The sequence below is a fragment of the Flagellimonas lutimaris genome (assembly GCF_003581615.1).
Taxonomy (GTDB): Bacteria; Bacteroidota; Bacteroidia; order Flavobacteriales; family Flavobacteriaceae; genus Flagellimonas; species Flagellimonas lutimaris.
The window spans coordinates 111,023-123,856 of sequence record NZ_QXFH01000071.1; the positions used below are offsets into that span (position 1 = coordinate 111,023).

The 12,834-nt window shown below is 42.0% G+C and carries 11 protein-coding genes; 3 read left to right on the forward strand and 8 right to left on the reverse strand.

Annotated features, from left to right (window positions below; translation table 11 throughout):
• Positions 1-7 precede the first annotated feature (7 nt).
• Together D2V08_RS09585 and D2V08_RS09590 are read left to right on the forward strand one after the other, a co-directional pair.
• Complete coding sequence (locus D2V08_RS09585; RefSeq protein WP_119607878.1) at positions 8-745, forward strand: NUDIX hydrolase; 738 nt, start codon at positions 8-10, stop codon at positions 743-745.
• Positions 746-976: 231 nt separating this feature from the next.
• Complete coding sequence (locus D2V08_RS09590) at positions 977-2,014, forward strand: sugar kinase (RefSeq protein WP_119607880.1); 1,038 nt, start codon at positions 977-979, stop codon at positions 2,012-2,014.
• A 122-nt stretch (positions 2,015-2,136) separates the two neighbouring features.
• Here D2V08_RS09590 and D2V08_RS09595 read toward each other — a convergent pair whose 3' ends face one another.
• From D2V08_RS09595 to D2V08_RS09605, 3 genes are read right to left on the reverse strand one after another with little or no spacing between them, the layout of a single operon-like run.
• Positions 2,137-3,789 (reverse strand): sodium:solute symporter, encoded by a 1,653-nt coding sequence (locus D2V08_RS09595; RefSeq protein ID WP_119607882.1) that lies wholly within the window; start codon positions 3,787-3,789, stop codon positions 2,137-2,139.
• 34 nt (positions 3,790-3,823) lie between these two features.
• Positions 3,824-5,149, reverse strand: a complete 1,326-nt coding sequence (gene xylA / locus D2V08_RS09600) for a xylose isomerase (RefSeq protein ID WP_119607883.1) — start codon at positions 5,147-5,149, stop codon at positions 3,824-3,826.
• Between the two features lie 12 nt (positions 5,150-5,161).
• Positions 5,162-6,646, reverse strand: coding sequence for a xylulokinase (locus D2V08_RS09605; protein ID WP_119607885.1), 1,485 nt, complete (start codon positions 6,644-6,646; stop codon positions 5,162-5,164).
• Positions 6,647-6,918: 272 nt separating this feature from the next.
• Between D2V08_RS09605 and D2V08_RS09610 the strand changes: the two genes are divergently transcribed.
• Positions 6,919-7,956, forward strand: a complete 1,038-nt coding sequence (locus D2V08_RS09610) for a LacI family DNA-binding transcriptional regulator (RefSeq protein ID WP_119607887.1) — start codon at positions 6,919-6,921, stop codon at positions 7,954-7,956.
• Here the strand turns inward: D2V08_RS09610 and D2V08_RS09615 are convergent.
• From D2V08_RS09615 to uxaC, 5 genes are read right to left on the reverse strand one after another with little or no spacing between them, the layout of a single operon-like run.
• The gene (locus tag D2V08_RS09615) at positions 7,953-9,239 is read right to left on the reverse strand and encodes a TRAP transporter large permease (protein ID WP_119607889.1); all 1,287 of its coding nucleotides are present in this window, start codon (positions 9,237-9,239) and stop codon (positions 7,953-7,955) included. The two genes, D2V08_RS09610 and D2V08_RS09615, sit on opposite strands and share 4 nt — an antisense overlap.
• On the reverse strand, positions 9,229-9,705 hold the full coding sequence (locus tag D2V08_RS09620) for a TRAP transporter small permease (protein WP_245980559.1): 477 nt from the start codon (positions 9,703-9,705) through the stop codon (positions 9,229-9,231). Before D2V08_RS09620 ends, D2V08_RS09615 begins: the two co-directional genes overlap by 11 nt.
• Complete coding sequence (locus D2V08_RS09625; RefSeq protein ID WP_119607891.1) at positions 9,705-10,679, reverse strand: TRAP transporter substrate-binding protein; 975 nt, start codon at positions 10,677-10,679, stop codon at positions 9,705-9,707. The genes D2V08_RS09620 and D2V08_RS09625 overlap by 1 nt, the downstream gene beginning before the upstream one ends.
• Positions 10,676-11,347: a bifunctional 4-hydroxy-2-oxoglutarate aldolase/2-dehydro-3-deoxy-phosphogluconate aldolase gene (locus D2V08_RS09630; protein ID WP_119607893.1), complete on the reverse strand. Its 672-nt coding sequence runs from the start codon at positions 11,345-11,347 to the stop codon at positions 10,676-10,678. Before D2V08_RS09630 ends, D2V08_RS09625 begins: the two co-directional genes overlap by 4 nt.
• A gap of 53 nt (positions 11,348-11,400) precedes the next feature.
• A complete protein-coding gene (gene uxaC / locus D2V08_RS09635) occupies positions 11,401-12,819 on the reverse strand; it encodes a glucuronate isomerase (protein ID WP_119607895.1) in 1,419 nt (472 codons plus the stop codon).
• Positions 12,820-12,834 lie beyond the last annotated feature (15 nt).

Genomic DNA, 12,834 nt, shown 5'->3' on the forward strand with positions numbered 1-12,834 from the left:
TCTTATTTTGAATACTGATAAGCATTCGCAAAACCTTAAAAAAGAAGACTATCTTTCTCATATCGCATTTGATTCGGTCATATTCGGTTTCAATGGAAAAGATTTAAAAATACTGGTATTGCAATACCATAACACAGGCCTATTTGCATTGCCCGGAGGTTTTGTGCGGCGAAACGAAAGCTTGGACGAGGCGGTATCTAAAGGTGTGGTAGAACGAACTGGAATCGACAATATATACTTGGAACAGTTCCAAACTTTTGGAGGACTTGATAGATTTGATTCCAAAGCTATGGAGAGGATATTGAAAATGAACGGGCTAGACCCCAAGGCCAATGAATGGCTATTGGACCGATTTATATCCATCGCCTATTATGCACTGATTAATTTTGAAGAAGTCAATCCAGTGCCTGATGCCTTGGCTGACAGCATTGAATGGTATTCCTTTGAGGAACTTCCCCCTTTGATGATGGATCATGAGGAAATTGTACAAAAAGCACTTGAGACCCTACGCGCAAATCTCGACAGAAAATTATTGGGGATGAACCTGTTGCCTGAGAAATTTACGATGAGAGAGCTGCAAAATGTCTATGAAAAAATCATGGGCGAACCGTTCAAGCGAACCGCTTTCCAAAGAAAAATGTTGGCAACCAACGCCTTGATCCGTCACGAAAAAAGGTTTACGGGAGGTGCCCATAGAGCCCCTTACCTGTATAGCTTCAAAACCATGGTAAAGGATAGGAGTTGATATGTAATCCATTGAGAAAACATTCCTGAATGAACAAGCTGTTTAAACCTAACATTTGAAAGGTCTGATATTTCCCAAAGTGCCATTCAAATTTGTACTAGAACAGATATGTTTTTGAACTTTCAAAATGAGTTGAAATTGTTCCAAAAATCTTGATGAAATCCAATCATATTTCCCAAGAATATAGTAGTTTGCTTGGTCTAGTAATTTATGTTTAACAAAACAGCTAAAATGAAGAAAATAGTAACATTTGGAGAGATTATGCTGCGATTAGCGCCCAAAGAAAACCTCCGGTTTTCACAGGCATCGGAGTTTAATGTGATCTATGGGGGTGGCGAGTCCAACGTTGCGGTATCCTTGGCCAATTATGGCCTGCCGGTGGAGTTCGTGACGCGTTTGCCAAAAAATGACATCGGGGAATGCGCACTCATGGAAATGAGAAAACGTAATGTCGGAACCAATCATGTTGTGTTTGGTGGCGACAGATTGGGTATTTATTTTTTGGAAACCGGAGCCGTAAGCAGGGGAAGCAAGGTGGTTTATGATAGGGCACATTCTGCAATGGCTGAGATTGAACCCGGTACCATTGACTGGAAATCCGTGTTCAAGGATGCCCATTGGTTCCATTGGACGGGAATAACCCCTGCAATTTCACAAGGAGCGGCAGATACATGTTTGGAAGCAGTAAAGATGGCAAGTGAGATGGGACTTACCATTTCCACCGATTTAAATTATCGGGCAAAATTGTGGAACTATGGTGTGGAACCCGAGACCATTATGACTCCCTTGGTTTCTTATTGCGACGTGATTTTAGGGAATGAGGAAGATGCCCACAAACACTTTGGAATTCATCCAAAAGGCTTGGACGTACATAAAGATGGAAAGGATGTTACAGCGGAAGCGTTCCTATCCGTTTGCGAACAAATGATGGAGAAGTTTCCAAGGGCAAAAAAAGTAATCACCACATTAAGAGGTTCCATCAGCGCCTCTCACAATACATGGGCAGGTGTGATGTACGATGGACAAAAAATGTACAAATCCCCAACATATCAAATTACGCATATTGTAGATAGAGTAGGGGGAGGAGATAGCTTTATGGGAGGTCTGATTTATGGTTTGAATACTTACGAGGATGACCAAAAAGCATTGAATTTTGCCGTGGCAGCTTCTTGCTTGAAGCATACCATTTATGGCGATGCGAATTTGGCGACCATTGCGGAGGTTGAGAAGTTAATGGAAGGTGACGCTTCCGGACGAGTGGCCCGATAATTTTTTTATTTACTAGGCTACGCAATCGATTGTGTTTGCGAGTGAGGAGTAATGGAAGTTGGATGTCATTAAATAAAAAGCCCCGTACAACGGGGCTTTTTTATATAACTTTTCTAAGCTCCTTATCCCGTAAAGTAGGATAGAATGGCAATTACTATAATTACCAATAAAACTGAAAGTATTATATCAACGGTACTGTAACTGTCCTTGGAGTTTACACGATCTTCTGGAGATAGTGTCCCAAAGGATAAGCCTTTGATCGTAGCATAGTTCGGTGGAGAGGTTGCCAAGGTGACCGCAATACACAGTGCCACTGAAAATATGAACATAAAAATGGCCATATGAGCAAAATTGACAGTTGCAAATTGGAACATAAAGCCAGAAGCCTCTGTTCCTGTCGTAATCTGTGGCTGATAGTAAATCTCGGACCCCAATCGTAAAATCAATAGTATTAACCCAGCAAATAATGTGGTAATGGCCGCTTTGGAATTTACCCTTTTCCAAATGATTCCCAACAGGAATACCGTGGTCACAGGTGGAGCAATGTAAGATTGTACATTTTGCAAATACTGGTACATGACTCCGCCACCAATTTTGTCCATAATAGGAATCCAAATGATACCAAGTACTACAATAATCCCAGTGGCAATCTTACCTATGGTCAATAGTTCCCTTTCAGATTTTTCTGGACGTAACTTTTTATAGATATCTATGGTGAAAATCGTAGAACAGGAGTTAAATACCGATGCCAACGAACTCATCAAGGCTGCCATAAGACCACCCGCTACCAAACCTTTCAATCCTACAGGAAGAAGTGTTTTTACCAACATGGGGAAAGCCCTATCGGCTCTTTCAACACTAAAAACCTCAGGATTTTGGATGGTCAATGCAAATGCAATGATACCGGGAATCAAGAAAATCAAAATAGGCATCAATTTAAGATAGGCCCCAAAAATGGCCCCTCTTCTCCCAATTTTAATATTATTGGCCGCTAAGGTTCGTTGCACAATATATTGATCCGTACACCAGTACCAGATACCCACAATGGTTCCACCGAACAACAATCCTGTCCATGGAAAGTCGGGGTCGCTCATAGGTCTCCACATATTAAAGTGGTCAGGGCTTACCGATGTTACCGTTTCATGCAGTTGGTTCCAGCCACCTACTTCTTGCAATCCTAAATAAGTAATGATCAAGGAACCCATTATCAGGATTACCGTTTGCAAGGTTTCGGTATAGATTACGGCCTTCATTCCACCTATAACTGTGTATATTCCAGTGAATATCACCACTCCGATGGCTCCATACCAAAATGGAATCCCCAAAAGTTCGGAAACTACGATTCCACCGGCATAAATGGTCACCGAAACCTTGGTCAATACATAGGCAACCAAAGAAAAAATGGACAAAAACCAGCGCGATTTGCTATCGAAACGTTTTTCCAAAAACTCGGGCATTGTAAATGCCCCGCTTCGAATGTAGAAGGGAAGGAACAACCAGCCCAGCAGCAGTACGATCCATGCGTGCAGCTCGTAATGGGCCATTGGGGTACCTGATTCAAATCCGGTACCTGCGAGTCCCACAACATGTTCTGAGCCAATGTTGGAGGCAAATATGGAGGCACCTATGACGAACCATCCCACGTTTCTTCCAGCCAAAAAATAGTCTTCCGTGTTCTTATTTTTCTGTGATACTACCCACACAGCAACTCCTATCAAGGCCAAAAAATAAATGCCAAGTACGATCCAATCCGGCCTTTCTAATACTGATTCCATTTTAACTATTGGTTTGCTTGATCAAAATCCGCAATTAAATATATTGGTTGATAATGTTCTCAAACAATTCCTGCTTACCGCTACTCTTTTTAATGTCTTGGTTTGCAGAGGCATGTTTGTGAAGATCTTCCAAACGGAGTTTGCCATCTTCAAATGACTTTCCGGAACCGGAGTCGAATGATGCATAGCGCTCTTTGCGCATTTGGCTGTATTTTGAATTTTCAAGAATATCGCTGGCTGCCATCAAAGCTCTGGCAAAAGCGTCCATACCGCCAATGTGAGCGTGGAAAATATCCTCCAAATCGGTCGAATTCCTTCTGATTTTGGCGTCAAAGTTTACACCACCTCCTTGGAAACCGTCTGCTTCCAAAATAATCAACATGGCTTGGGTAAGTTCATAGACATCCACGGGAAACTGATCGGTATCCCATCCGTTTTGGTAATCGCCTCTATTAGCGTCGATACTGCCCAGCATGTTGTTGTCCGCGGCAATTTGAAGTTCGTGCTCAAAGGTATGTTGGGCCAATGTTGCATGGTTTACCTCTATGTTAAGTTTGAAATCGTTTTGGAGGCCATATTTGTTCAAAAAGCCCAGTACAGTAGCTGAATCAAAATCATACTGATGCTTTGTGGGTTCCATGGGCTTTGGCTCAATAAAGAAGGTTCCCTTAAAACCTTGTGCACGGGCGTAGTCCTTGGCCATATGAAGGAATCTCGCCATATGATTCTGTTCACGGCCCATATCGGTGTTGAGCAGCGACATATATCCTTCACGTCCTCCCCAGAAAACATAGTTTTCACCACCTAATTTTATAGTGGCATCCAAAGCATTCTTTACTTGGGCACCGGCGTAGGCCACCACATCAAAATCTGGATTGGTCGCAGCACCGTTCATATATCTTGGGTTACTGAAGCAATTTGCCGTTCCCCATAGCAGTTTTACTCCGGAATCTGACATTTTCTGTTTGGCATAGTCAGTAATGATTTCCAATCTTTTTTCGGATTCGGCCAATGTTTTTCCTTCATCGATCAAATCAAAATCATGGAAGCAGAAGTAGGGAGCTCCAATTTTTGTAATGAACTCAAATGCCGCATCCATTTTGTCCTTGGCCTGTTGTATAGGGTCTGTGTTGGTCAACCAAGGAAAATCTTGGGTAGGTGCTCCGAAAGGATCGCCACCAGTTCCGGTAAAGGTATGCCAGTAGGCAATGGCAAATTTAAAATGCTCTTTCATTGTTTTACCAGCGACTACTTTATTCTCATCGTAATATTTAAAGGATAACGGATTGTCCGATTTTTTCCCTTCAAATGAAATTTTACCTATTCCCTTGAAAAATTCCTTATCTCCTGTTATAATCATAATATTTAAAATTCAATTGTGTATGTATTCGTTTAGATTATTTTTCCATGATTGATAAGCTTCTTGGTATTTTTCTGCAGAAGCATCTGGTTCGTATGTCTGTTGAACCTTATCTGTGGCCGTTGCTTCTCCAATACTGTTGAACTCACCGGAGGCATAGGCCGCGGCCCTCGCGGCTCCAACAGCACCCGTGGTTTCAACAATATCAATTTTACTATTGGAAAGTGTGGCTATTGTTTTTGAGAAAACACCGGCCCTAAAAAGATTGTCGTTCCCTGCTTTGATAGATGTGATGTCTACACCATCATTTTTTAAAATTTCCATCCCATATACAAACGAAAAAGCAATCCCTTCCAATGCAGCCCTGTATATGTGGGATGCTTTGTGAACGTTGAAATTGATGTTCAACATGCGAGATCCTTTGTTGATATTGTTCAACATGCGTTCCGCGCCGTTTCCAAAAGGTAAGATATGAAGTCCGTCCGACCCTATCGGAACCGACTCGGCTTGTTGGTTCATAACATCATAACCGATACCTTTGCTCAGTTCGGAACGTACCCAACTGTATTGTATTCCTGTACCGTTGATACATAACAGTTTGCCTATTCTTGTGTCTTCTTTTGAATGATTTACGTGGGCAAAACTGTTGATTCGGGTGTGTTCCTGTGTTTTTTTCTGTCCCGATATGGCATACACTACGCCCGATGTTCCCCCGGTGGCAGCAATTTCGCCTGGTTCCATAACATTGAGTGCCAATGCGTTGTTAGGTTGGTCGCCGGCCCTGTACATTACGGGTATTCCATCGGGCAGCCCCGATTCGGCAGCCCCTTGTTTGTTTACAACCCCTTGTTCAGAAAAGGAGGGACGAATTTCGGGGACTGAAGCTGGATCTATACCGGCATCTTCCAACAACCATGAGGCTACTTTGTTTTCATTAAAATCCCACATGATTCCCTCGGAAAGCCCCGATGGCGTAGTGACACATGAGCCGGTAAGCTTCATGGCCAAGAAATCACCGGGCAGCATAAACTTATCTATTTTGGCAAAGGTGTCAGGTTCGTTATCCTTTACCCACTTTAGTTTGGAAAGGGTAAAATTGCCAGGAGAATTCAATAGATGGTCTACGCATTTGGATTTTCCTGAGTTTTGGAACAATTGTTCGCCAATGTCCACGGCCCTGCTATCGCACCAAATAATGGAAGGCCTAAGTACATTTTGGGACTTGTCCACCACGACCAATCCGTGCATTTGGTAGGATATTCCAATACCTTTGATCGTATTTTTATCAATGGAGTTCTTTGAGATGATTTGCTGTGTTGCCAAGCAGGCATATTTCCACCACAGGTCGGGGTTTTGTTCGCCCCAGCCAATGTTTATCGAATCGATTGGCATTTCTTTTTTAGGTTCTTGCACAACGTCCTTTACTTTGCCAGTCTTGGCTTCCACCAGGGCAACCTTTATCGAGGAACTACCAATATCATAACCTATCCAATACATTGATCAAAAATTACGTATTTTTTAATTATATTTTTCAAATATAGTTAACGGAATCGATTGCGTAAATTAAATTTTAATTTTCTTTTTGTGAAGTAGCCAATATAGAGGGTTCCCCGTCTTTTTACCATCCTGTAAATGTGTTCAAAAGCGGAGATTTTAGAAATTCGATTTTAAAAAATTATTGTATAAAAAAACTAAAAGTTAATTTAGTCACCAATAGTTCAAGTCCATTAGCATTCCTCGACTTGAATAATCTAATTGCAATTTGAACAATGAAGATTAAAAAAGAGGTTACCATATACGATCTTGCTAAAGAGTTGAATTATTCTCCCTCTACCATTTCAAGGGCACTGAACAACCATAAGAGCATTAGCAAAAAAACCGTAAAACTGATTAAAGAGGCCGCGGAAGAAATGGGGTATCGACCCAATAACTTGGCAGCCGGATTAAGAAGCAACAAAAGTAATACCATTGGAGTGCTCATTTCCAGGATAAATAGGCCATTTGTCTCTTCACTGATCAGCGGTATCGAAAATACGGCCCGAAAGGCAGGTTACAATGTGCTGATAAGTCAGTCCAATGATAAATACCAAAGTGAAATCAACAATAGCAATGCCCTTTATGATAGTAGGATCAGCGGTCTTATTGTCTCTTTATCCATGGAGACCATCGATATGGGGCATTTTGAAAAATTTATGGAAAATGGTATTCCAATCGTTTTTGTGGATAGGGTTCCCAGCAATTTCAATTCTTACAAAGTGGTCATCGATAACTATACTGCAGGATATTCGGCTACAAAGCATTTGATAGAGCAGGGCTGTAAAAGAATTGCACATTTTGCGGGAGCCAAGCACCGTAATGTATACTTGGAACGAAAAAAGGGGTATTTGGATGCACTTCGTGAACACGGACTTCCCATAGAGGATAAACTAGTAGTTAATTTTAAGACCTTGAGTTTTGATGAAGGTACCAAAGCCACCGAAAAATTGTTAAAAATGACCAACCCACCGGATGGTATCTTCGCTGCCAACGATACTACGGGGGTTAGTGCGATTATGTGTGCTAAAAAATTAGGGGTAAAGGTTCCGGACCAATTGGCAGTTATCGGTTTTAACGATGACCCTATTTCATCAATCGTGCAACCATCATTATCCACAGTATCGCACCCTGCAAGTAAAATGGGTGCAATCTCTGCCAAAAGAATACTTGAGCATTCGGCACAGAGTTACGATGCCGACCTTTCTGAAATCACCGTATTGGGAACCGAAATTATTGCACGTGGTTCCTCATTGAGAACGGTAAAATCTTAAAACCCGAAGAGGCTTGGAAGCCATAGGCTCAATTCTGGAAAAACACTCACCAATATAAGCGCTAAGATCATAGCCAAAAATAACGGGAGCAATGGGCGTATCACTTTTTGGATGGTCGTTTTGCCGACCCCTACACCTATAAAGAGCACAGAGCCTACCGGGGGCGTGCATAGACCTATACACAGATTCAAAACCATTATGATTCCAAAATGTACAGGATCTATTCCTATAGCAGTCACCACTGGCAAAAATATGGGGGTAAATATTAATACCGCAGGTGTCATGTCCATAAAAATACCAACGACGAGCAGAATAATGTTGATTAGGATGATCACCATGATCTTATTATCGCTCAATCCCAACAATAACTGGGTCACCGTTTGGGGGATGTTCTCGTAAGAAAGTACCCAGGACATGGAAATGGAGACTGCAATAAGTAGCATCACAATGGCAATGGTGGATGCCGATTCCACCAAAATAGGCCTAATGTCCTTGAGGGATATTTCCTTATAGGCCATTGCCAAAACAAGGCAATAGATAACTGCTACCGATGACGCTTCCGTTGCCGTAAATATTCCAGCTACGATGCCTCCTATTACTACAATCAAAAGAAACAAACTGGGAAGAGCATTTAAAAAAGTGGTCAATATGGTCTTGAAAGAAGTGCGGTCTGCCGTAGGATATCCTTTTCGTTTGGCCCAGATGTATGCCACGATCATTAAAAAAAGCCCAGTGATGATTCCCGGGAGATAGCCAGCCAAAAACAATGCCCCGATACTTACACCCCCACTTGCTACCGAATAAATAATGAATATATTGCTGGGAGGGATTACAAGCCCTGTAGTGGCCGAGGTAACGTTCACAGCAACCCCAAATCCCTTATCGTAACCTGATTCTTCCATTTTGTCGGACATAAATCCTCCAATTGCAGCGGCAGCCGCACCGGCCGATCCTGCAATGGCCCCGAACAACATGGCGGCCACAATGTTAACATGGGCCAATCCGCCAGGTAGGGCGCCTACCAAACTTTTTGCAAAGGCAATCAACCGCTCAGCAATACCCCCCTTGTTCATGATGTGCCCTGCCAAAATAAAAAATGGAATGGCTAGGATGGAAAAACTGTCCAACCCCGTCACCAATCGTTGTGCAATGGTGGTTAATGCGGGAAATGTATCAACACTGACCAATAAGGTCAACATGGATGAAACCCCGAGGCTCCAAGCAACAGGTACCCGGAGGGAAATCAATATGAGAAAGCTTAGGACAAGAATACTAATTTCCATTCTTCATGTTTTTTAATAGATCAAAGAGTTCTGAAAGTTTGTAGTAAAGGATAAAAATACCTGATATGGGTAATACCATATTTACAAAGCCTATAGGTAGTTGTAGCGCCGGTGAGGTTTGGCCCAACGCAAAGGAAATATAAACGTACCGCAGTCCTCCTATCAAAAAAACCAACACCGCAAAAAGCAATACCATACTATGAACAATGAGGTTCAAGTAATTTTTTTTCTTGGGGTCAAGGTTTTGGGGCCAAAGATCAATTGCAATATGTAGTTTTCTTCCCGAAGCATAAGCGGCTCCCAAAATACTGAGCCAAACCAATAAAAATCGAGCAAGCTCATCGGTCCAAGAACTTTGGCTTTCCAACAAATATCTGGTGAACACCCCCCAAACAACATCAAGGACCATCGCCGCCAATATTATGGCCAGCACCCATTCCAGAAAAGTATCAATGCGCTTTTTCATTAGTGTACTTTTTTAATTTCTTCCACCAGCTCATATAAATGGCTGTCTTTTTCTTTTAAGGACTGGAGCATTGGTTCCGCTTTTTCTTCAAAACTAGATTTGTCAGGGTGTGATACATGCACCCCCGCCTTTTTTATTTCGCTCAAGGCTTCGCGTTCGGCTTTTTCCCAAAGCTCCCGTTGCAAAACTGTAGCTTCCTGAACCGCTTCCATCAACCACTCTTTCTCTTGTGGGTTCAATTTGTTCCAAGTTATTGTTCCGATCACCAAAATATCCGGTATGGAGCTGTGTTCGTTAAGGGAGAAATATTTACAGACCTCATAATGTTTGGACGTGTAGAAGCTGGGGAGATTGTTCTCTGCGCCATCCACAACACCTTGCTGCAGCGAGGTATAAAGCTCTGCCCAGGAAATTGGAGTAGGGGAGCCACCGAATTGTTTAACCATTTCAATGGCAGTGGGGCTTTGCATCACCCGAATTTTTAGTCCCTGAAGATCTTCAGGTTTATTAATTGGGGTATCCTTGGTATAAAAAGATCGGTTTCCGGCATCAAAATAAGTCAATCCTTTCAACCAATATTGTTCAGACCCCGAAAGCAATTTTTTTCCGATACTACTGTCGTATATTTTAAATCGATGTGCATTATCACGAAATATATATGGGTAACCCAGAACTTTAAGGTCCGGTGAAAAGTTCTCCATTACCGCAGCGGATACCTTGGTCATGCCCAAACTTCCAATTTGTAACAATTCCAAGGATTGCTTTTCCGAACCCAATTGACTACTGGGGTAAATTTCAATTTTAAGCTTGCCCTCTGATTTTTTTTCTACCAGGTTGGCCATATACACCATCGCCTCGTGTACAGGATGGTTTACACTGAGACTATGTGCCAATTTAATGGAATTGACATCCTTGTTCTCTGGTCGGCAGGAAAGGAGAAAGACAAAAATTATGGGGAACCACCACGATTTCATACTTTTTTAATCTGTTGTATGATAGCAAGTACTTCCTTCACTTTTTGGGTGATGAGGTTGAAATTCCCTTCAACCAATGCTTGTTTATCTATGAGCTTGGAACCCATGCCAACACAGGTAGCGCCAGCATCGAACCAACTGGTCAAATTTTCCTTGGAGGTGTCCACTCCACCCGTGGGCATAATATTGGTCCAAGGTTGTGGTCCTTTGACCGCTTTGATAAACTGTGGCCCATAGACTTCTGCAGGGAATAGCTTTACCACTTCGCATCCCAATTCCTCCGCCCTTGTAATTTCGGTAAGGGTACCGCACCCAGGAGACCAGAAAATCTTTTTTCGATTACAGATAATGGCAATGTCCTCGCGCAATACGGGGGTTACCACAAATGAAGCTCCCATATTGATGAAATTGGATGCTGTGGCAGCATCGGTAACGGAACCTACTCCCAAGATCATTTCCGGGCATTCCTTATTGCAGAAGTCCACCAATTGGGAAAATACCCGCTCTGCATTTTCACCACGATGGGTAAATTCAAATAATCTTGCACCGCCATCATAACAAGCTTTTACCACCTGTTGTACCATTTTGGGGTCGGAATTATAGTATAGTGGGACAAATCCTGTATCGCCCATGGTTTTAAAAACCTCGTTTCGGGTATATTTTTTCATGTATCTACTAATGTTTATTTAGTCAAAAGATTTTTTAGGTAACGGTATGATTTTCAGCTATTTTTTACTGCATTGGGAAGTTGAAAAAATGTTTTAGCATTCTTGTAGGTTATGTCCTCCACGATTTTTCCGATCCATTCAATGTCATTGGGTAGAAGTCCCTCCTTAAGATCATTGCCCAGCATGTTGCAGAGCACTCTTCTGAAATATTCGTGCCTGGGAAGGGACAGTAAACTTCGGCTATCGGTGAGCATACCTACCGAACAGCTTAGCAATCCTATATTGGACAATGTGTTCAATTGGTTTTCGATACCTTGTTTTTGATCTAAAAACCACCAAGCAGCACCAAATTGAACCTTCGATTTGATTCCTTCTCCCGTAAAATTTCCGGCCATAGTGGCAAAAACCTCATTGTCCGATGGGTTGGAATTATATAGAATGGTCTTGGGCAGACTGTCGTTCATGTTCAATTGGTTCAGTAAACTGGCCAGCTGTTCAGCATGTTGATAATCCCCGATGCTGTCCACTCCGGCATCGATACCGACTTTCTTCAGGATTGCTTTGTTGGTATTCCTTATCGGGCCCAAATGCAATTGCATAACCCAATTTTTCTCATGGTATAATTGTCCAAGGATATTTAGAATTGCAGTTTTGTATATGGCAACCTCCTTCTTGGAAATTGATTTTTCACCCAAGCGAAGCGATAAAATAGTATTCACTTGATCTTCGGTATATTCAACTCCATGCGCATGAGATAAACCGTGATCGGAGAGTCTACATCCATTTTCATGAAAATAATCGACTCTTTTTCGAATCACTTCTTTTAAGGAATCAAAATCGGTGATTTCGATACCTGTAATCTTGGACAAGGTGTTTAGATAGTCAATAAAATCGACCTTTTCAATGTCAATCAATCCATCGGGCCTAAAAGTGGGCAGTACGTTTACGGAATAGTCAGATTCCGCCAGTTGGGAATGATAACGTAAATCGTCCAAAGGGTCATCCGTTGTGCAGACTACCTCCACATTCATGCGCCGAATTAGATTTTGTGATGAAAAATCTGGATTTTCAAGTTGTTTGTTGCAGTCACGGTAAATATCGGAGGCGCTTTTGGCATCCAATAGCTCATCAATGCCGAAATACCTGCTCAATTCCAGGTGTGTCCAATGATACAATGGGTTTCTAAGTGAATAGGGTACCGTCTCGGCCCACTTTTGGAATTTTTCTTCGTCGGTGGCATTGCCCGTAATGTATTTTTCTTCGATACCCAAGGCTCGCATGGCCCTCCACTTATAGTGATCCCCTTGGATCCAAATTTTGGTCAAGTTTGCAAAATTTTTGTTTTCTGCAATTTCATTGACTGGAAGATGACTGTGGAAATCTATTATGGGTTGATTTTTTGCGAAGTTGTGATATAGTTCTTTTGCGTAATCCGTTTGGAGCAAAAAATCGTCCTGTATAAATTTTTTCATGCTTTGATTTCTAGA

Coding starts and splice junctions, on each gene's coding strand:
- D2V08_RS09630 (WP_119607893.1), bottom strand. CDS start 11,347: ATGAAAAAATATACCCGAAACGAGGTTTTTAAAACCATGGGCGATACA.
- xylA (WP_119607883.1), bottom strand. CDS start 5,149: ATGATTATAACAGGAGATAAGGAATTTTTCAAGGGAATAGGTAAAATT.
- uxaC (WP_119607895.1), bottom strand. CDS start 12,819: ATGAAAAAATTTATACAGGACGATTTTTTGCTCCAAACGGATTACGCA.
- D2V08_RS09610 (WP_119607887.1), top strand. CDS start 6,919: ATGAAGATTAAAAAAGAGGTTACCATATACGATCTTGCTAAAGAGTTG.
- D2V08_RS09605 (WP_119607885.1), bottom strand. CDS start 6,646: ATGTATTGGATAGGTTATGATATTGGTAGTTCCTCGATAAAGGTTGCC.
- D2V08_RS09620 (WP_245980559.1), bottom strand. CDS start 9,705: ATGAAAAAGCGCATTGATACTTTTCTGGAATGGGTGCTGGCCATAATA.
- D2V08_RS09625 (WP_119607891.1), bottom strand. CDS start 10,679: ATGAAATCGTGGTGGTTCCCCATAATTTTTGTCTTTCTCCTTTCCTGC.
- D2V08_RS09595 (WP_119607882.1), bottom strand. CDS start 3,789: ATGGAATCAGTATTAGAAAGGCCGGATTGGATCGTACTTGGCATTTAT.
- D2V08_RS09590 (WP_119607880.1), top strand. CDS start 977: ATGAAGAAAATAGTAACATTTGGAGAGATTATGCTGCGATTAGCGCCC.
- D2V08_RS09615 (WP_119607889.1), bottom strand. CDS start 9,239: ATGGAAATTAGTATTCTTGTCCTAAGCTTTCTCATATTGATTTCCCTC.